The sequence below is a fragment of the Xanthomonas sp. WHRI 7945 genome (assembly GCF_035026585.1).
In genome coordinates this window covers 1-18,740 of the sequence record NZ_JAYIQP010000030.1, presented here as the reverse complement: position 1 = coordinate 18,740, position 18,740 = coordinate 1, and the positions used below count along the sequence as shown (strand labels likewise).

Below are 18,740 nucleotides of genomic sequence, written 5' to 3'. Positions count from 1 at the left end.
GCTCCTACAGGGGCTTGCGGATAGCCGGCTACCTGCACTGTGGGAGGGACTTCAGGCCCGACCGCTTCCGGCATCGGGAAGATCGCGGCTTCGTTCGTCGCGGCTGAAGCCGCTCCTACAGGGGCTCGCGGATGGCCGGCTGCATGCACTGTGGGAGGGGCTTCAGCCCCGACCGCTTCTGGTGCCGACACGTCGGCTGCTGCGGGCGCCGACGATGCCGGGATGCAGCCGTCTTCCACGCCGCGCAGCGCCTGCAGTTCCATCATGCCCCCCACACCTGCAGCAGCGTTGCGCGCGGCTGCAGCCGACAGTCGCGCAGCGCCTTGACCAGCAGTTGCGCGCTGTCGCCGGCCAGTTCGCGCCAGCTCACCGCGCTGCCGTCGGGCAGCAGCACCTCGCCGTCGACACGGTGGCCGTGGCGCTGCTCCCAGCGCGCCAGGTCGGCGAGCAGTGCGCCCGCCTGCGCCGGCGAGGGCAACTGCCACAGCAGGTCGATGTCCGAGCCGGCATGCACGTAGGGCAAGCCGGTCAGCGCCTGCCAGGCGAAGGCGCCGAACACGCGCGGGGTCAAACCATGCGTGGCGGACAGCGCCTGCAGGTCGTGCAGCGGCGATTGCCAATCCGGCAGTCCCTGCACCTGCGCGCAGACCTCGTCCAGCGTCAGCGGTGCGCGCTGTCGCAGCACCGCGCCGCGCTCGGCCGACAACGACAGCCGCTGCTTGCCCTCGACCGGCGGCAACGGCACGCCGAGGCGTAGCGCCTGCGCGTCATCGCTGCGATCGCCGCGCGCGACGATCGCCGGATGGCCGGCGGCGAACCAATCGCGCAAGCGCGCCTGCGCCCCCGGCGTGCGCGCCTGCCACGGCGCATCGGCCGCCAGCCAGACCAGATCGTGCCGGGCAAGCGGCTCATGCATGACCGGCAGCGACCTCCGCGGCGATCGGCGCGGCGAGCAGGCGGCCGTTGCGCTCGGCGCCGCGTTGCGCGCGCATGTCGCCCTGCAGCGGCGCCTGCAGCGCGGCGACCAGCGCTTGCGCCAGATCGCCGGTCCACACCGCCTGCACCGCGCCCATCGCCACGTAGTTCTCCACGCCCGGCGCGAACACCGGCGAGCTCTTGCTCAGCGCCTGCAGCTTCTCCAGCGGCTGCTTGGTGACCCGCGCCATCGCGCGCAGGTCCATCACCCGCACCTGCGCCTCCGGCAGCGCGTAGATCGCATCGGCCATCAGCCCGAAGGCGAGGAAGCCGCCGCTGACCGACTCGCCGTAGACCAGCGTGAGCAACCGTGCGCCGCGGCGCCGCGCCAGGTCCAGGCATTGCGCCAGATGGCCGAAATAGCCGTTGATGCCCAGCAGTTCGTCCTTGCGCGAAGGCCGCTGGCCGGCGGTATCGACCAGCATCACGATCGGCCGCTGCGGATGCGTGCGGGTGCTGTCCAGCACCGCGGCGGCCAGCGCCAGCGCATGCTCCACGCCCACTTCCAGTTTGTCGGCGCTGCCGATCACGGTGACTTCGCCCAGCGCAGTGGTGGCGCTGCCGCCGATCACGCCGTCGTGGATCTCGATGCGGTGGCCGAGCGGGAACAGTTGCTGCAGCAGAGGGGTCAGTTCCATCACGGGCTCCGGTCGGCGACGGCGGCAAGGAAGGCGGCGGTGTCCAGCAGCGGCAGCGCGTCGGGGTCGGCGATGCCTTGCCGACGCCAGATGTCCACGCCATCGCGGCAGTCGCCGTAGGCGTCCAGGCGCCCGCGCAGCGCGGCGTGTTCGGCGGCGATGCGCGCCAGGCCACCGTCGTCCTCGGCTGGCGGCGGCACCGCCAACGCGGCGATCGCCGCGGCGCGGAACTCCTCGATCGCATCGGCGACCAGGGCCTGCGCCTCGCCGAGCAGGTAGCGGTGCTTGCCGCCGGTCACGCGCCACACCAGCGCGCGGTCGCGCGAATCGAATTCCTCCACGCCGCGCACGGTCTCGATCACTTCCGGACCCGACAGGCCGAGCCGTCCTTCCTCGGACATGACGATGCGCGAGCAGCAGCGGCTGACGATGCCCATGCCGCCGAAGCAGCCGTTGCCGCTGCCGATCAGCGCCAGCACCGGCACCCCGGCGGCACGCGCGTCCAGCGTGGCGCGCATGATTTCGGAAATCGCGATCAAGCCGGCGTTGGCCTCGTGCAGGCGCACGCCGCCGGTATCGGGCAACAGCAGCACCGCCGCCGGCGTGGTCGCCGCGGCGCGCTGCAGCAGCCCGGTGAGCTTGGCGCCATGCACCTCGCCGACCGCTCCGCCCATGAACTGGCCCTGCTGCGCGGCGATCAACACCGTGCGTCCGTCGAGCCGGCCCTCGCCGACGACGATGCCATCGTCGAACGCGCCGGGCTGGTCCAGCTGCGCCAGGTGCGGGCTCATCGCGCGCTGGCGCGGACCGACGAACTCGCGGAACGAACCCGGATCGAGCAAGCCGTCGATGCGCGCGCGCGCATCGGCCTCGTAGAAGCTGCGCGGGCGGCGGTTGTTGGGGATCGCGCTCATGCGCAGCTCCGGAGTGGACGATAGGCGTGCGACGCGGGCGGCACGGATGCAACAACGCTTCCTGTAGGAGCGGCTTCAGCCGCGACCAACGGAGCCATCATGCCGCCGGCTCCGAAGACAGTCGGGACTGAAGTCCCTCCCACAGGGCTCCTTGCAGGCAAGGCACCCCTTGTGGGAGCGACTTCAGTCGCGACGAGCAAAGCCCGAACCGCGGCCATTGCGGATGCCTTGGGAACCGAAGCGCCGCCCGCAAGGGCAGCGCTCTCTGTAGGAGCGGCTTCAGCCGCGACCAACGGAGCCACCATGTCGCCGACTCCAGAGACAGTCGGCGCTGAAGCCCCTCCCGCACGAAGCACAGCGCGCCCGCCGCGACGCCTGGCGAAGACCGAACTCCGACGCATCACGCATCCTCCTGCAAGGCTTCCACCGCCTGGTCCAGGCGCAGGCCGACCACCGCCGGCGTGGCGCCGACGTCGTTGATCGAGATGCGCACGTCGCGCAGCGGATGGCGTGCGGCGAAATCGTCGAGCACCGCCTGCCAGATCGTGCCGAAGCCGTCGGCGGCGGTGACGATCTCGATCTGCATCGCCCCGCCCAGGTCCTGCGGTTCGATCAGCACTTCCAGATTGCCGGAAGACACCACGCCGACCAGTACGTGGTCGAGCCGGCCGTTCGGCGCCAGGCGCCCGTCGTAGCGATAGCGAAGGGTTTCCATCGATGTCCCTTACCAGTTGCGGAAGCGTTGCGGCGGCGCGTACAGGCCGCCGGACCAGCGCACCAGATCCTTGACGCTGCGCGCGGCCAGCAGGTCGCGGCTGGCGTCGCGCAGGCGGATGCCCAGGTCCTCGGGGCGGCGGATCACGCCGCGGTCGCGCAGGTTCTCGACCATGCGCTTGTCGCGGCCCAGGCCCACCGCGGTGTAGCCGGCCACGCCGCGGATCGCCTGTTCGCGCTCCTCGGCGCTGCGGCACAGCAGCAGGTTGGCGATGCCCTCTTCGGTCAGCACATGGCTGACGTCGTCGCCGTAGATCATCACCGGCGGCAGCGGCATGTTCGCGCGCTCGGCCAGTTCCCAGGCATCGAGCCGGTCGACGAAGGCCGGCGCCATGTGTTCGCGGAAGGTCTCCACCATCTGCACCACCAGCTTGCGCCCGCGCGGCATCTCGCCCGGCCGCGCCGCCTCGCGCCCGGCCTTGAGCCAGGCGGTGCTGCCGTGGCGGCGGCCGCGCGCATCCGAGCCCATGTTCGGCGCGCCGCCGAAGCCGGCGATGCGGTCGCGGGTGGCGGTGGAACTGTTGCCCTGCAGGTCGATCTGCAGCGTGGAGCCGATGAACATATCGCAGGCGTACAGCCCCGCGGTCTGCGAGAACGCGCGGTTGGAGCGCATCGAGCCGTCCGGGCCGGCGAAGAACACGTCGGCGCGCGCGGCGATGTACTTCTCCATGCCCAGTTCCGAGCCGAACGAGTGCACCGATTTGACGAAGCCCGACTCGATCGCCGGGATCAGCGCCGGATGCGGATTCAGCGCCCAGTGCCGGCAGATCTTGCCGCGCAAGCCGAGCGATTCGGCATAGGTGGGCAGCAGCAGCTCGATCGCGGCGGTGTCGAAGCCAATGCCATGGTTGAGCCGGTCCACCCCGTATTCAGCGTAGATGCCCTTGATCGCCATCATCGCCATCAGCACCTGGATCTCGGAGATCTGCGCCGGATCGCGGGTGAACAGCGGTTCGATGTAGTGCGGGCGCGGCGCCTGCACCACGTAGCCGACCCAGTCGGCCGGGATGTCCACGCGCGGCAGCGTGTCGACGATCTCGTTGACCTGGGCGATGACGATGCCGCCCTTGAACGCGGTGGCCTCGGCGATCACCGGCGTGTCCTCGGTGTTCGGCCCGGTGTAGAGATTGCCCTGGCGGTCGGCGGCCTGCGCCGCGACCAGCGCCACGCGCGGGGTCAGGTCGACGAAATAGCGGCCGAACAGTTCCAGGTAGGTGTGGATCGCGCCGATCTCGATGCGCTTGTCGGCCACCAGCCGCGCCAGACGCAGCGCCTGCGGGCCGGAGAAGGAGAAATCCAGGCGCTGCGCGATGCCGCGCTCGAACACGTCCAGGTGCGAAGGCAGCGCCAGCACCGACTGCAACAGGTGCAACCCGTGCACCCGCGCCGGATCGACCTCGGTCAGGCACTGCGACAGGAAATCGGCCTGCTTCTGGTTGTTGCCCTCCACGCACACGCGGTCGCCCGGCTCGATCACCGCCTCCAGCAGCGCCACCGCGTCCTTGGCCTCCACCAGGCGCCCGCGCGCCAGCCCTTCGGCGCGCTGCAGGCGTTGCCGGCGGTTGTCGGCGAGCGTGTTCCAGTCCTGAGGCATAAGGCTTTCCGTCGGCGAATGGAGGGCGGCCCAGCGCCGTGGCGGGGCCGGCCAAAATTGTAATTACGATATAATTATGAAACCGTGACCAATGCACGCTGCGCTGCAACAGGCGCCTGCCGGCCTGTTGGCATCCGTTTTCGGGACAACGACGATCGACTTCCGACGCCTGCACGACCACGTCGCTGCCAGCGTTGCTACGCCTTGTCGGGCATCTCGCCGAACGCACGCAAGTAGGCCGCGCGATCGAAGCGCAGCACCGCGCGCATGCGCTGCTCGGTCAGCGGACGCAGCATCCAGCGCACGTCCACTCCACTGCCGCGCCTGTCGATCGAGGGGATCGCCAGGAACCAGCGCGCACCGGGACCGCTGCAATACCAGAACGCATTGCTGCCGTTCATGGCCTCGCCCTCGAACATGAAGGACGCGTCGTAATTGGCGTCCATGAATTGCTGCACCTTCTTCACCACGACCAGATCCGCGCCGGTGAGGAGCACGCCATCGCTGGTCAGGGAAATGCGCCGGAAGGATTCCTCCACCGTCCGCTCCAGCCAGTGATCGCGGCGGCGCTGAAGCCACATGAACCCCGCCATGAAAGCAGTGGCCGCGACGACGGCAGCGACCGTGGCAACGCCCTCCCAAGTAAGCACGCCTCTCTCCCGCCTATGCCGCTGTGGTCATGCCGACGCCAGGTTCGCCATCCGTGTCCTGCGCACCGCGCGCAGGCTAGCCGCCCAGCGCCGCACTGATCTCCGCCGCCGCCGCGCACACCGCCTGCATCGCCGCCTGCGCGTCGATTTCCTGCGGGCGGCGTTCGATGAAGGGCACGGTCAGCGTATAGATCGCGCTGCCGTGCTGCAGGATCGGCGCGGTCAGGTCGACCACGCCGACCACCGCTTCGCTGGGGTGGATGCTGTAGCCCAGCGCACGCACCTGCGCAGCGGCGGCGGCGAACGCGGCGCGGTCGTAGGCCACGTCGCTGGCGTCCAGGCGCTGCAGCAGCCGCGCCTGCGCGTCGGGCTGCTGGAAGGCGAACAGCACCAGCCCGGAGGTGGAATGGGCAAGCGGGCGGCGATGGCCCGGGCGCACCACCAGGCCCAGGTCGCTGGGCACGTCCATCTGCGCGATGACCACGATCTGGTCGTCCGACGGCGCCACCAGGTGGCACGGCTGGCGGATCGCGTCGGCCAGGCGACGCATCACCGGCAACGCCAGCTCGGTGACGTTCTGCACCTGCGGCTGCTGCATGCCAAGCATGAACAGGCGGTTGGTCAACACGTAGCCGCCCTCGCCCGGCCCGCCCTTGCTCAGGTAGCCGCGCTCTTCGAGCACCTGCAGCATGCGGAAGATCTCGCCGCGCGAGCGGCCGATGCCCTGCGAGATCTCGCTCATGGTCATCGGCCGCGCGTCGCGCGCCAGCAACTCGAGGATGTCCAGGCCCTTGTCCAGGGCGGGCGCGCGGTACTTGGGCGGGGGCGTGGTCATTCCGTCGAGGCCCGGCTGGGTGTGGGAGGGCGCTAGGGTACAGCGAATGTCCGGGGACAGAAGCGCGGCGAAACCGGTCCGCACCTGGCGCAAGGATGACCCAGAGTGCGCCGAGGCGACCACGTTGACGTCGGCGATGCGGCCTGCAACGACAGCGCGCGCGCCAATCGACGGACCGTCGCGCACCGCACGACGCCATGCAAATATAAACACGGATTTTATATTTGCATGGCGACAGCGGTCGCAGTACGCTCCGGCCACAACCCAACGCGACGCGGCACATCCTGGGAGGGGTAGGCGGCATGCACTACAGCAGCGACACCGCAACAGCGGCGCCCGGCAACCTGGCGCGTACCGCCCTCGTGCCCCTGGTCCTGATCGTCAGCCTGTTCTTCCTGTGGGGCATGGCGAACAACCTCAACGACATCCTGATCAAGCAGTTCAAGAAGGCGTTCGAGCTGTCCGACCTGCAGGCCGGGCTGGTGCAGAGCGCGTTCTACCTGGGCTACTTCGTGTTCGCGATCCCGGCGGCGATGTTCATGCGCCGCTTCAGCTATAAGGCCGCGGTGGTGCTGGGGCTGCTGCTGTACGCGGCCGGCGCGTTCTTGTTCTATCCGGCCGCGCAGGAGCACACCTACGGGTTGTTCCTGCTGGCGCTGTTCGTGATCGCCAGCGGCCTGGCGTTCCTGGAAACCACCGCCAATCCGCTGGTCACCGTGCTCGGTCCGGCCGAGGGCGCGGCGCGGCGCCTGAACCTGGCGCAGGCGTTCAATCCGCTGGGCTCGATCACCGGCGTGCTGATCGGCCAGCACTTCATCCTGTCCGGCGTGGAGCACACGCCGCAGCAGCTGGCGGCGATGACGCCGGCCGCGCGCGAGACCTTCTTCGCCGCCGAATCGGCCGCGGTGCAGACGCCGTACCTGATCATCGGTGCGGTGGTGGTGCTGTGGGCGCTACTGATCGCGCTGACCCGCTTCCCGGCCACCCGCGACAGCGGCGCCGACGCCAGCGGCGGCAAGGCCTATTTCGGCCCGCTGCTGCGCAACGGCCGCTTCGTGTTCGCGGTGGTCGCGCAGTTCTTCTACGTCGGCGCGCAGGTCGGCATCTGGAGCTACCTGATCCGCTACCTGCAGGACGGCGTACCGGGCACACCGGAAAAGACCGCGGCGAGCTTCCTGACCATCTCGCTGGTGCTGTTCATGGTTGGCCGCTTCATCGGCACCGCGTTGCTGCGCTACGTGGCGCCGGCGCGGCTGCTGGGCGTGTTCGCGCTGCTCAACCTGCTGCTGTGCGGCGTGGCGATCGCGCTGCCGGGCTGGATCGGGCTGTACGCGCTGGTGGCCAGCAGCATGTTCATGTCGGTGATGTTCCCGACCATCTTCGCGCTGGGCCTGGAAGGCCTGGGCGACGACGCGCGCAAGCTCGGCTCGTCGCTGATCGTGATGGCGATCATCGGCGGCGCGGCGCTGACCGCGCTGATGGGCGCGGTATCGGACGTGGCCGGCATCCATTGGGCGATGGCGGTGCCGGCGCTGTGCTTCGCGGTGATCCTGGGCTTCGCGCTGCAGGCGCAGGGCCGGTCCGCGGCCGCGCGCGCCCCCGCTGCGGGGGCCTGAGATGCCGCGTCACTGCTATCTGCTGGACCTGCACGACGACCCGGCGCTGATCGCCGAGTACGAACGCTGGCACCGCGCCGACACGGTGTGGCCGGAGATCGTCGCCTCGCTGCGCAACGCCGGCATCCGCGAACTGGACATCCACCGCTGCGGCGACCGCCTGGTGATGCTGATGGAGGTGGACGACGACTACTCACCCGCGGCCAAGGCCGCCGCAGATGCCGCCGATCCGCGCGTGCAGGCCTGGGAGGAACTGATGTGGCGCTTCCAGAAGCCGCTGCCCGGTTCGGCGCCGGGCGAGAAGTGGCGCGAAGCGTTGCAGATCTTTTCGTTGCGAGCGGCCGTGGCGGAGCAGGCGCGGATGCAGCAGCGCGATTGAGGTCGCTGTCAGCGCTGCGGTCCCGCTCTGTCGAGCAACCATTCTGTAGGAGCGGCTTCAGCCGCGACAGGCTGCATCGGTAGCGCGCGTCGCGACTGAAGTCGCTCCCACAGGGGCTTGCGGCAAGCGTTCTGAGTGCGCGGCAGGGGGGCCTTCGGTCCAGAAGGCTTCCGAAGCCGTCGAATCCGCCGCTTCGTTCGTCGCGGCTGAAGCCGCTCCTACAGGGATTTGCGGCAAGCACTCCGAGCGCACTGTGGGAGGGACTTCAGTCCCGACTTTTTCCGAAGCCCGGAAGCGGCGCGGCTTCGTTTTTCGCGGCTGAAGCCGCACCTACAGGGGCTTGCGGCAAGTGCTCCGGCGCACTGTGGGAGGGACTTCAGTCCCGACGGGTTCCGGAGCCGCACGGTCGCACGGCTCCGTCCGTGGCGAGTGACGTCGCTCCCGCTATGCCTGCTGCGCGGCCAGGTCCGCGCTCCAGAACGGGCCATCCGGATACAGGAACTGGGTGACCGAGTCCGCGTGCATTTCGGCCGAGAAGCCCGGTTGCGTCGGGGCCAGGTAGCGGCCGTGTTCTATCCGCACCGGATCGACGAAGTGCTGGTGCAGATGATCGACGAACTCGATCGCGCGGTCCTCCATCTTGCCGGTGATGGCGACGAAGTCGGCCATCGCCAGATGCTGCACCAGCTCGCACAGGCCCACGCCGCCGGCATGCGGGAACACGCGCACGCCGAACTTCGCCGCCAGCAGCAGGATCGCCAGGTTCTCGTTGACTCCGCCCACGCGCGCGGCGTCGATCTGGATCAGGTCCACCGCGCCGGCCTGCAGCAGTTGCTTGAACACCACGCGGTTCTGGGTGTGCTCGCCGGTGGACACCGGCACCGGCGCGATGCCGCGGCGGATCGCGGCGTGGCCGAGCACGTCGTCGGGGCTGGTCGGCTCCTCGATCCAGGCGATGTCGAACTCGGCCAGCTGGCGCATCCAGGCGATCGCCGGGCCCACGTCCCAGCGCTGGTTGGCGTCCACCGCCATCGCGATGTCCGGCCCGATCGCTTCGCGCGCCAGGCGGCAGCGGCGGATGTCGTCCTGCACGTTGGCGCCGACCTTGAGCTTGATCGTGCGGAAGCCGTCGGCCACCGCTTCCTTGGCCAGGCGCACCAGCTTCTCGTCGGAGTAGCCGAGCCAACCGGGCGAGGTGGTGTAGGCCGGATAGCCCTGCTCCAGCAGTGCCTGCGTGCGCGCGGCGCGTTGCGGCTCGGCCGCGCGCAGCATGGCCAACGCCTCGTCCGGGGTCAGCGCATCGGTCAGGTAGCGGAAGTCGATGGTGGCCACCAATTGCTCCGGCGACAGCTCGGCGATGTAGCGCCACAGCGGCTTGCCGGCGCGGCGCGCGGCCATGTCCCAGGCGGCATTGATGACGCCGCCGATGGCCATGTGCATCACGCCCTTCTCCGGGCCCAGCCAGCGCAGCTGCGAATCGTCGGTGAGGCTGCGCGCGAAGCCGCCCAGGTCGCCGATCACCGCGTCCACGTCGCGCCCGACCACGTGGTGCGACAGCGCCGCGATCGCCGCGCTCTGCACGTCGTTGCCGCGGCCGATGGTGAACACCAGGCCGTAGCCGGCCAGGCCGTCGTCGGTGTCGGTGCGCAGCCTCAGGTAGGCGGCCGAGTAGTCCGGATCCGGATTCATCGCATCGGAACCGTCCAGTTCGCGCGAAGTGGGGAAACGCACGTCGAAGGTCTCGAGGGCGACGATTTTGCTCATGGGGATCCTGGTGGTGAGGCGGTGGAGAAAAAGAAAATGCGGTGAAGAGCCCCTCTCCCCCAGGGAGAGGGGTTGGGGTGAGGGTGCGGGAGTGCACGACTGCTGCCGCCCATCCAAAACACGAGCGAAGTAAAAGCACGCAATCGTGGCCCGCACGCGGGATGCGAAGGTGCGAGCGAAGACCGCATCCGGATGCATTGCGAGGTGGCTTCGCCTCGTACCCTCACCCCAACCCCTCTCCCGAGGGGAGAGGGGCTTAAGCATTACTGCGTGTCGCGGGGATGGGCGACGACGGCCTGGCGCTGCTCGCCCAGGCCTTCGATGCCCAGTGTCATCACGTCGCCCGGCTTCAGGTAGACCGGCGGCTTCTGCCCCAGGCCCACGCCCGGCGGCGTGCCGGTGCTGATCACGTCGCCCGGCATCAGCGTCATGTAGCGGCTGATGTGGCTGACCAACTCGGCCACGCCGAACACCATCGTGCGCGTGCTGCCGTTCTGGTAGCGGTGGCCGTTGACCTCCAGCCACATCGACAGGTTCTGCGGGTTCGGCACGTCGTCGGCGGTAACCAGCCACGGGCCGAGCGGGCCGAAGCCGTCGCAGCTCTTGCCCTTGACCCACTGCCCGCCGTGCTCGAGCTGGAACTCGCGCTCGGACAGGTCGTTGATCACCGCGTAGCCGGCGACGTGCCGCATCGCCTCGTCCACGCTGACGTCGCGGGCGACGTCGCCGATCACCACGCCCAGCTCCACTTCCCAATCACTCTTCTTCGACCCGCGCGGGATGGTCACGGTGTCGTTGGGACCGCTGATCGCGGTGGTGGCCTTCATGAACAGGATCGGCATCTCCGGCACCGCCATGCCCGATTCGGCGGCGTGATCGGCGTAGTTGAGCCCGACGCAGATGAACTTGCCGACGCGGCCCACGGCCGGTCCGTAGCGCACCTCGCCGTCCACGATCGGCAACGTGGCCGGGTCGAGCGCACGCAGCTTGTCCAGGCCGGCGGCGGTGAGGTGCTCGCCGGCGACATCGTCGATGACCGCGGACAGATCGCGCAGATGGCCGTCGGCGTCCAACAGGGCGGGACGTTCGTGGCCGGGTTCGCCGTAGCGCAGCAGTTTCATGGGGTGTCCTTGTGTGAGTGGAATGCGGGCGCGGTCAGTTCGACCAGCCGCCGTCGATGATGTGGGTCTGGCCGGTGGTGAAGGACGCCTCGTCCGACGCCAGGTACACCACCAGCTGTGCGATTTCGCGCGGGTCGCCGAGGCGGCCCATCGGCTGGCGGTCGGTGAAGCTCTTCCACACCGCCTGCTCGTCGCCGCCCAGCGCCTGCACGCGCTGCGCCAGCGACGGAGTCTTGATCGTGCCCGGGCAGATCGCATTGCAGCGGATGCCCTTGGCCACGTAGTCGGCGGCGATCGCCTTGCTCAACCCGATCACCGCGGCCTTGGTCACGCCGTAGGCGAAGCGATTCGGCACGCCCTTGATGCTCGAGGCCACCGAGGACATGTTGACGATGCTGCCGCGGCCCTGCTCCAGCATGCCCGGCAACACCGCCTGGCACAGGTAGTACATCGCATCGACGTTGATCGCGAACGAGCGCCGCCACGCCGGCTCGTCGCAGTCCAGGATGCTGCCCTGGTGCACGTAGCCGGCGCAGTTGAACAGCACGTCGAACGGCGGGTTCGCCGCGACCAGCGCTTGGATCGCGGCGGGGTCGGTGACGTCCAGCGTCTGGGTGACGATCGTCGGCGCGTCGGCGGCCAGCGCCTGCAGCGCGGCGGCGTCGATGTCGGTAGCCAGCACCAGCGCGCCTTCGCGCGCGCAGGCCAGCGCGCTCTCGCGGCCGATGCCGGCGCCGGCGGCGGTGATCAGGCAGCGCTTGCCTTGCAGCCGGCCGCTCATGCGCGGCCCCGGGAGTGGAATGCGGGCGTGGTCATCGTGGGAGTTCCGGTCGGGGGGAAGGAGAGTCGGGCAGGCGGTAGAAGCGGCGCGCGGTGCCGGCGAACACGTCGGCGGCGTGGCCGGCGGCATGCCGCGCGACCAGCGCCTGCGCCTGCGCGAACCAGTCGCGGTAGGCGGCGCGCTGGGTCAGCACCGGCCAATCGCTGCCCCACATCACCCGCTGCGCGCCGAAGCAGGCGAACACCTGCGCTACGTAGGGCTCGATCGCCGTCGCGTCGGCGTCGGCGGGCAGTTCGGTGAGCAGGCCGGACAGCTTGCACAGCACGTTCGGGAATTGCGCGAGTTGCGCCAGGCCGTCGGCCCAGGCGGCGAAGCCGGCGTCGCCGATCGCCGGCTTGGCGGCATGGTCGAGCACCACGCGCAGCGACGGGTGGCGCTGCAGCCGCGCCTGCAGCGCGGGCAGGTGCAGCGGCTTGACCAGCGCATCGAACGCCAGGTCGTGGTGCAGCAGCGCGTCGAAGGCGGGATCCAGCTGCGGCCGCGCCAGCCACTGCGGATCGGCCAGGTCCTGCACCATCGGCCGCAGGCCCTTGAGCAGGCCGTCGCCCTCGGTGCACAGCGCGGCGATGCGCGCGGCGACGTCGCCGGCCTCGAAATCGACCCAGCCGACCACGCCGGCGATGCGCGGCTGCGCGCGCGCCAGCTGCAGCAGGTAGCGGGTCTCCGCTTCGGTCTGCGCCGCCTGCACCGCGACGATCGCGTCCACGCCGTGCGCATCGAACGTGGCGCTCAGGTCGTCGGGCACGAAGTCGCGATACAACGCGGCGAGTTCGGGCGTCAGCCAATCGTAGTCGCCGCGCGCCAGCTGCCAGAAGTGCACGTGCGCATCGACCACGTTCACGGCGTCGGCACCTGCGCCTGCAGCAGGCCCTGGTTGCGCAGGTCGCGCCACAGCGCGGGCGGGATCGGCGCGCGCAGGCGCGCGGCGGCGCTGGCCACCTCGGCCGGCGTGCGCATGCCGGCGACCACGGCGGCGACGGCCGGGTGCGCGAGCGGGAACTGCAGCGCCGCGGCGCCCACGTCCACGCCCTGCGCCGCGCTGGCCGCGAACAGCTGCTGCGCGTGCTTGAGCGTGGCCGCGTCCACCGGCGCGTAGTTGTAGGTGTCGCCGGGGCCGCGCGCGTCGCTGAGCAGGCCCGAGCTGTACGGGCCGGCGACCAGGATGCCGATCTGCTGCTGCAGCGCCTGCGCCATGATCCGCTGCGCGGCGTGCTGTTCGAGCAGGGTGTAGCGGCCGGCCAGCATCACGCAGTCCAGCGGGAACAGCGGCATCAGTTCCAGCGCAATGTCTTCCTCGTTGACGCCGATGCCGATCGCGCGGCAGGCGCCGCCGGCCTTCAGCTCGGCCATCGCCGGCAGCGCTTCGTCCAGCGCCTGGCGCAGCATCGCCGGGTGGCGCTCGCCGTGGGTGAGGCGGCCGATGTCGTGCAGCAGCAGCACGTCCACGTGGTCGGTGCCGAGCCGCTGCAGGCTGGCCTCGAACTCGCGCAGCACGCCGTCGCGGCTGTAGTCGAACGCGGCGCTGCGTCCGGCCACGGCGAAGCCGTCGCGTCCCGCCGCGGCACCGGCATCGTCGTAGACGCGGCGCCCGACCTTGGTCGACAACGTGTAGCTGGCGCGCGGCAAGCCGCGCAGGCCCCGCCCCAGCCGGCTTTCGCTCAGGCCGTAGCCGTAGTAAGGCGCGGTATCGAAATGGCGGATGCCGGCGGCATGGGCCTCGGCGACCGCGGCCAGCGCCACCGCCTCGTCCACTTCCGCGTACAGGTTGCCGATCGGTGCGGCGCCGAAGCCAAGCGTGGCGATCCGCACGCCGCTGCGGCCCAGCGGGCGCTGCGCGATCGCGCCGGCTTCGGCATCGGCGAGGGCGGCGTTCAACGGCACCCGCACCGGTCTCGGTCGATCGCCGAGGCGGACCGCCCGCTCGACCTCCAGGATCGGTTGCTGCTCGGCTTGCGCATGCCACACACCTCCGCCCCGCGGGGCCAGATCGGATGGTGCCGGAACGGCTACCAGGATGACCGGCGCCGCTCACGACTGTTCGTATATGAATATAGCAATCATAAGTGAACAATCAACGCCGCGGCGCAACATGGGCGAGCGAGAGGCCGGGCGGCGCAGCGATGGTTCAGATCGCGCACAGGCGCGGCCGTGGGCGCGGCGCGAGGGATTGTGCGTTGAGGACGACCCCAGCAGCGCCGGTATACGAGGTCCGGCTCAGGGACGCCAAGGCGTCTCCGCCCCATGGCGACGGCGTCAGCGCTGCGGCCGAGCCATCGCCGGCAGCGCTGCTCACGCGATGGCGTGCGCCGGCCCGCCGAGCAGTGCGCACAGATCGGCCGGGCGTTGCAGCAGCGGCAGCGGCGTATGCGGCTGCAGCGCCGCCGGCAAGGTGTAGCCCCAGCCGACGCCGGCGAAGGCGATGCCGGCCTGGCGCGCGGCGTCGGCATCGCGGATCTCGTCGCCCACGCACAGTGCGCGCGCGGCCGGTACGCCGCATGCTTTCAGCGCCGCGCGCAGCTTGCGGCGCTTGCCCAGCAGCGCGGCGCCGCAGCCGATGTGACGGAACCGCGCGGTCAGTTCGGCGCCGAGTACCCGCTGGACGTTGTCGCGGCTGTTGGAGGTCACCAGGGCCAACTGCACGCCCGCGCCCTCGAGCGCGTCCAGCAGTTCGGCTACGCCGTCGAACACCGCGATGCGTTCGATCTGCGCGGCCATCAGCGCGCGCATGCGCCGCGCCACCGCCGGCACCCGCCACCAGCGCAGGCCGCTGCGCGCCATCAGTTCGCGCGCGCTCAGGCTGCGGATTTCCGGCAACCGCGCCATGTCGAAACGGCGAAAGCCGAACTCGTCGGCGACGTCGTTGACGGTGGCGAGAAACCACCCGAAGGAATCGGCCAGGGTGCCGTCGAAATCGAAGATGATCAGGTCGTAGCGGCGCATGCCGCGCCAGCATGCCGCAGTCCCGGCCATGCCACCAGCCTGGCGCGGGGCGCGGCAGGACACGCTCAAACCGGAGCCGACCGCTGCCGGCTCCGGCGCCGGCTCAACCGCAGCAGTAGCAGGTCAGCGGCTTGCCGGGGCCGCCCGGCCCTAGTTCGCCACCGAACGGCGCGCACTCCTGCGCGCATTGCCAGGCGCTACACGACGCATCCTTCTCGATCCCGTCGCCCGCGGTCGCCTGCATCGCGCCGAAGCCCATGCTGGCCAGGAACACGGCCGCGACCATCCCGTTACGCAACGCTGTCCAACGCTGTTTCATGAGTTCACTCCTCGACAGTTGCCAAAGCCGCCGGCACTTCCGTGCGTCGCACTGCGGCCACCAGGTCCTGCACCCGCTCCGTGGTATCGAAGGCGCCGACGCGCGCGTAGCGCACCCGGCCATCGCGATCCAGCGCCAGCATCAGCGGCACGTTGCGCGCGCGGAACAGCATCAGCGCGCGGCGATCGGTGAGCGTGGTCACCGGGAACGCGAAACGGTGTTCGGCGGCATAGCGGCGCGCCTGCTCCGCACTGCAATGGCACACGCCCAGCAGCTGCACGCGGCCCCCGCCCTGCTCGGCCAGGCGCTGCGCCGCCTGCACCACGCTGGGCGCCGAGCGCTTGCAGTACGGGCAGGTGGTGGTGAAGAAGAACAGCACCTGGTAGTCCGCCGCCGGCGCGCCCAGGGTCAGCGGCGCGCCGTCCAGCGCGGTCGCCGCGATCTGCGGCACGTACATGCCCAGGTACGGCTCGGTGGTGCGGGTCACGAACCAGCGCCGCTCTTCGCGCAGCGTGCGGTTCTGCCAGGCCAGCACCGCCACCAGCGCGCAGGCGGCGAGCAACGCCAACCAACTCCAGGGAAACCGACGTGCCATGCGCTGCGCCCGTGCTGTGATGTCCGCAGCAGGCTGCGCAGCCGCGCCGCCGCGGTCAACGCCTGGCGTGCGGTTTTTGCGACCGCGTGGCGATGCTGGGGAGGCAATCACGCTTTGTCGCGGCGTGCATTCCAGTGCCGATGGGCGATTCGTTCAAGCACGGCGCCGACACGCCGATATCGCCTGTACGTCTCTCTCCTCAAAGCCGCCGCCATGCGCATCGCCCCCCATCCGACTGCATTCGTCAGCCTGCAGACCAAGCTGCTGAGCGCCCTGGCGCTGGGCCTGGGCGTGGTCCTGCTGTGCGCCCTGGCCGGGCTCGGCTCGGCCTGGCTCAACCTTTCCACCGACGTGCCGCGCGAGGTCGCGCAGGCCTCGGCCAGCGAGCAGATCAGCCGCCATTTCCGGATGCAGGTGCAGGAATGGAAGAACGTGCTGATCCGCGGCCATGCCGAGGACATGCGCAACAAGTACCTGGCCGCTTTCGACAAGGAAGGCCGCCAGGTCGCCAGCGCCACGCACGCGTTGGCCACGACGCTGGCCGACCCGCAGGCCGCAGCGCTGGCACGCGATTTCGCCGAGCAGCATGCCGCGCTGGAGCGGCACTACCGCGACGCGCTGCAGGGCTTCGCCGCGGCCGGCTACGACACCCGCGTCGGCGACGACGCGGTCCGCGGCCTGGACCGCAAGCCCAGCGACACCTTGCAGGCGCTGGTCGAGCGCAGCACGCTGCTGGCCAATGCGGCGGTACAGCGCAATTCCGAGAACGCACGGCGCAGCCTGGTGTACTCGGCGGCGCTGACCGTGGCCGCCGCGTTCGCGCTGGTGCTGGTGGTGGGCTGGTGGATCCGACGCTCGGTGGTGCGCCCGATCGAGGCGGTGGCACGCACCGCGCGCTCGGTCGCCGCGGGCGACCTGGTCACCACGCTGCAGGTGCGCAACCGCGACGAGATCGGCATGCTCGGCCAGGCGATGGGCCAGGTGGTCGACACGCTGACCTCGGTGTCTTCCGCGCAGGCGGAGATGGCGCAGCGCCACGAGGCCGGGCAGCTCAGCTACCGGATGACGGCCGACGCCTTCCCCGGCGCGTACGGGCGCATGGTGGAGGACACCAACGGCCTGATCGGCGCACAGGTGCAACTGATCCAGCAGATGCTGGAGACGATGCAGCGCTACGCGATCGGCGACATGGCGCTGGACATGGCGCGCCTGCCCGGCGAGAAGGCGCAGATCACCGAAGCGATGGACGCGACCAAGCGCAATCTGGTCGCGATCAACGGCGAGATCCGCGCCTTGGTGGAAGCGGCCGCGGCCGGCGACTTCTCGCGGCGCGGCGACGCGGCCGGCTACCAGCACGACTTCCGCGCGATGATCGACGGCCTCAACCGGCTCATGGCCACCGCCGACGGCAATCTCGACGCGCTGTCCAGGCTGCTGCAGGCCATCGCCGCCGGCGACCTGACCGCGCGCATGCACGGCGAATTCAACGGCGTGTTCGCGACCATGCGCGACGACGCCAACGCCACCGCCGAGCGGCTGGCCGACATCGTCGGCCGCATCCAGACCGCGGCCATGAGCATCGACAGCGCCGCCAGCGAGATCGCCGCCGGCAACGACGACCTGTCGCGGCGTACCGAGCAGCAGGCGGCCAGCCTGGAAGAGACCGCCGCCTCGATGGAAGAACTGACTTCAACCGTGAAGCAGAACGCCGAGCATGCGCGCCAGGCCAACCAACTCGCGGTCGGCGCGGCCTCGGTGGCCGCGCAGGGCGGCACGGTGGTCGGCCAGGTGGTGAGCACGATGGACGGCATCGAGACCTCGTCGAAGAAGATCGCCGACATCATCTCGGTGATCGACGGCATCGCCTTCCAGACCAACATCCTGGCGCTCAATGCGGCGGTGGAAGCGGCACGTGCCGGCGAGCAGGGCCGCGGCTTCGCGGTGGTCGCCAGCGAGGTGCGCACGCTCGCGCAGCGTTCGGCCAGCGCGGCCAAGGAGATCAAGGGCCTGATCGAGGCATCGGTCGGGCAGGTCGCCGACGGTTCGGCGCTGGTGCGCCAGGCCGGCGCGACCATGCAGGACGTCGTGTCGTCGGTACAGCGGGTCACCGACATCATGGCCGAGATCTCCGCCGCCTCGCAGGAACAGTCGGCTGGCATCGAACAGGTCAACCAGACCATCACCCAGATGGACGAAGCCACCCAGCAGAACGCCGCGTTGGTCGAGGAAGCCACCGCCGCCGCACGCGCGATGGAAGAGCAGGCCAATGGCCTGAGTGCGGCGGTGACGGTGTTCCGCACCGGCGCGCGCAATCCGGCGCTGGCCGCAGCGGCGTAACGCGCGGCGCAGCGCGAGGCTTATCGCTGGGCCGGTGGCTCCTGGCTGCGTGCTGTGCGGGCACTCTTCATCCGCCCTTGCCGCTGGCTTCACGTGCTGCGTCGGCCGCGGCGCGCACGTGCGTCCTCGATCCGATGCACGGAGACGCACATGCAGATGCACAACCCCAATCCCGGCCAGGATCCGCAGCAGCCGCCGAACGAGGTGCCGGGCCAGGTCCCGAATCCGGGGGTGGACCCGACGCCCGACCGGCCGGTGGATCCGATCCCGGACCAGCCGATCGATCCGACCATCCCGCCGATCAGCGATCCGGTCGGCGATGTCGACGCCCCGGTGCCGGGGCCGCGCGGGCCGACGCAGTACGTCTAGCGCCGTCCCGAAATCTGGAAACCCTGTAGGAGCGGCTTCAGCCGCGACCGGGCCTTATCGGTAAGGCCCGGTCGCGGCT

General features: G+C 70.3%; 19 protein-coding genes. 4 read left to right on the top strand and 15 right to left on the bottom strand.

Translation table 11 applies throughout. The features are described 5' to 3' along the window. Nucleotides 1-262: 262 nt before the first annotated feature. The 7 genes from mdcG to VDQ83_RS17310 all read right to left on the bottom strand — a co-directional run bounded on the left by mdcG (nucleotide 263) and on the right by VDQ83_RS17310 (nucleotide 6,380). Nucleotides 263-916 (bottom strand): malonate decarboxylase holo-[acyl-carrier-protein] synthase, encoded by a 654-nt coding sequence (gene mdcG, locus VDQ83_RS17340; protein ID WP_455435846.1) that lies wholly within the window; start codon nucleotides 914-916, stop codon nucleotides 263-265. Continuing rightward, the gene (gene mdcE, locus VDQ83_RS17335) at nucleotides 909-1,613 is read right to left on the bottom strand and encodes a biotin-independent malonate decarboxylase subunit gamma (protein WP_455435845.1); all 705 of its coding nucleotides are present in this window, start codon (nucleotides 1,611-1,613) and stop codon (nucleotides 909-911) included. The genes mdcG and mdcE overlap by 8 nt, the downstream gene beginning before the upstream one ends. After that, on the bottom strand, nucleotides 1,613-2,527 hold the full coding sequence (locus tag VDQ83_RS17330) for a biotin-independent malonate decarboxylase subunit beta (RefSeq protein WP_455435844.1): 915 nt from the start codon (nucleotides 2,525-2,527) through the stop codon (nucleotides 1,613-1,615). Before VDQ83_RS17330 ends, mdcE begins: the two co-directional genes overlap by 1 nt. 400 nt (nucleotides 2,528-2,927) lie before the next feature. Continuing rightward, the gene (gene mdcC, locus VDQ83_RS17325) at nucleotides 2,928-3,242 is read right to left on the bottom strand and encodes a malonate decarboxylase acyl carrier protein (RefSeq protein ID WP_184412606.1); all 315 of its coding nucleotides are present in this window, start codon (nucleotides 3,240-3,242) and stop codon (nucleotides 2,928-2,930) included. 9 nt (nucleotides 3,243-3,251) lie between these two features. Next, nucleotides 3,252-4,895 (bottom strand): malonate decarboxylase subunit alpha, encoded by a 1,644-nt coding sequence (gene mdcA, locus VDQ83_RS17320; RefSeq protein WP_309922543.1) that lies wholly within the window; start codon nucleotides 4,893-4,895, stop codon nucleotides 3,252-3,254. Nucleotides 4,896-5,092: 197 nt separating this feature from the next. Beyond that, complete coding sequence (locus tag VDQ83_RS17315; RefSeq protein WP_309922540.1) at nucleotides 5,093-5,545, bottom strand: hypothetical protein; 453 nt, start codon at nucleotides 5,543-5,545, stop codon at nucleotides 5,093-5,095. Between the two features lie 76 nt (nucleotides 5,546-5,621). Then, on the bottom strand, nucleotides 5,622-6,380 hold the full coding sequence (locus tag VDQ83_RS17310; RefSeq protein ID WP_455435843.1) for an IclR family transcriptional regulator: 759 nt from the start codon (nucleotides 6,378-6,380) through the stop codon (nucleotides 5,622-5,624). Between the two features lie 302 nt (nucleotides 6,381-6,682). Between VDQ83_RS17310 and fucP the strand changes: the two genes are divergently transcribed. Further along, the gene (gene fucP, locus VDQ83_RS17305; protein ID WP_455435842.1) at nucleotides 6,683-7,996 is read left to right on the top strand and encodes an L-fucose:H+ symporter permease; all 1,314 of its coding nucleotides are present in this window, start codon (nucleotides 6,683-6,685) and stop codon (nucleotides 7,994-7,996) included. A 1-nt stretch (nucleotide 7,997) separates the two neighbouring features. Beyond that, nucleotides 7,998-8,375: an L-rhamnose mutarotase gene (locus VDQ83_RS17300; RefSeq protein ID WP_309922533.1), complete on the top strand. Its 378-nt coding sequence runs from the start codon at nucleotides 7,998-8,000 to the stop codon at nucleotides 8,373-8,375. 444 nt (nucleotides 8,376-8,819) lie between these two features. Here the strand turns inward: VDQ83_RS17300 and VDQ83_RS17295 are convergent, their stop codons facing one another. The 8 genes from VDQ83_RS17295 to VDQ83_RS17260 form a co-directional block, all read right to left on the bottom strand. Continuing rightward, a complete protein-coding gene (locus VDQ83_RS17295) occupies nucleotides 8,820-10,139 on the bottom strand; it encodes an L-fuconate dehydratase (RefSeq protein ID WP_455435841.1) in 1,320 nt (439 codons plus the stop codon). A gap of 263 nt (nucleotides 10,140-10,402) precedes the next feature. Further along, nucleotides 10,403-11,260 (bottom strand): fumarylacetoacetate hydrolase family protein, encoded by an 858-nt coding sequence (locus VDQ83_RS17290; RefSeq protein WP_455435840.1) that lies wholly within the window; start codon nucleotides 11,258-11,260, stop codon nucleotides 10,403-10,405. A 34-nt stretch (nucleotides 11,261-11,294) separates the two neighbouring features. Continuing rightward, entirely contained in the window at nucleotides 11,295-12,041 is a 747-nt protein-coding gene (locus VDQ83_RS17285) for an SDR family oxidoreductase (protein WP_263396823.1), read from the bottom strand. A gap of 31 nt (nucleotides 12,042-12,072) precedes the next feature. Further along, complete coding sequence (locus VDQ83_RS17280) at nucleotides 12,073-12,942, bottom strand: amidohydrolase family protein (RefSeq protein ID WP_455435839.1); 870 nt, start codon at nucleotides 12,940-12,942, stop codon at nucleotides 12,073-12,075. Further along, nucleotides 12,939-13,940, bottom strand: a complete 1,002-nt coding sequence (locus VDQ83_RS17275) for an aldo/keto reductase (RefSeq protein WP_455435855.1) — start codon at nucleotides 13,938-13,940, stop codon at nucleotides 12,939-12,941. Before VDQ83_RS17275 ends, VDQ83_RS17280 begins: the two co-directional genes overlap by 4 nt. A gap of 450 nt (nucleotides 13,941-14,390) precedes the next feature. After that, entirely contained in the window at nucleotides 14,391-15,071 is a 681-nt protein-coding gene (locus VDQ83_RS17270) for an HAD-IA family hydrolase (protein ID WP_455435838.1), read from the bottom strand. 73 nt (nucleotides 15,072-15,144) lie between these two features. Continuing rightward, complete coding sequence (locus VDQ83_RS17265) at nucleotides 15,145-15,360, bottom strand: hypothetical protein (protein WP_263111295.1); 216 nt, start codon at nucleotides 15,358-15,360, stop codon at nucleotides 15,145-15,147. Between the two features lie 4 nt (nucleotides 15,361-15,364). Next, the gene (locus tag VDQ83_RS17260) at nucleotides 15,365-15,928 is read right to left on the bottom strand and encodes a peroxiredoxin family protein (RefSeq protein WP_455435854.1); all 564 of its coding nucleotides are present in this window, start codon (nucleotides 15,926-15,928) and stop codon (nucleotides 15,365-15,367) included. Between the two features lie 240 nt (nucleotides 15,929-16,168). Between VDQ83_RS17260 and VDQ83_RS17255 the strand changes: the two genes are divergently transcribed. Further along, nucleotides 16,169-18,292 carry a methyl-accepting chemotaxis protein gene (locus VDQ83_RS17255; protein ID WP_455435837.1) on the top strand — a complete coding sequence of 708 codons (2,124 nt, stop codon included), beginning with the start codon at nucleotides 16,169-16,171 and terminating at the stop codon, nucleotides 18,290-18,292. A gap of 150 nt (nucleotides 18,293-18,442) precedes the next feature. After that, nucleotides 18,443-18,661: a hypothetical protein gene (locus tag VDQ83_RS17250; RefSeq protein ID WP_309922510.1), complete on the top strand. Its 219-nt coding sequence runs from the start codon at nucleotides 18,443-18,445 to the stop codon at nucleotides 18,659-18,661. The last annotated feature ends 79 nt before the right edge of the window (nucleotides 18,662-18,740 follow it).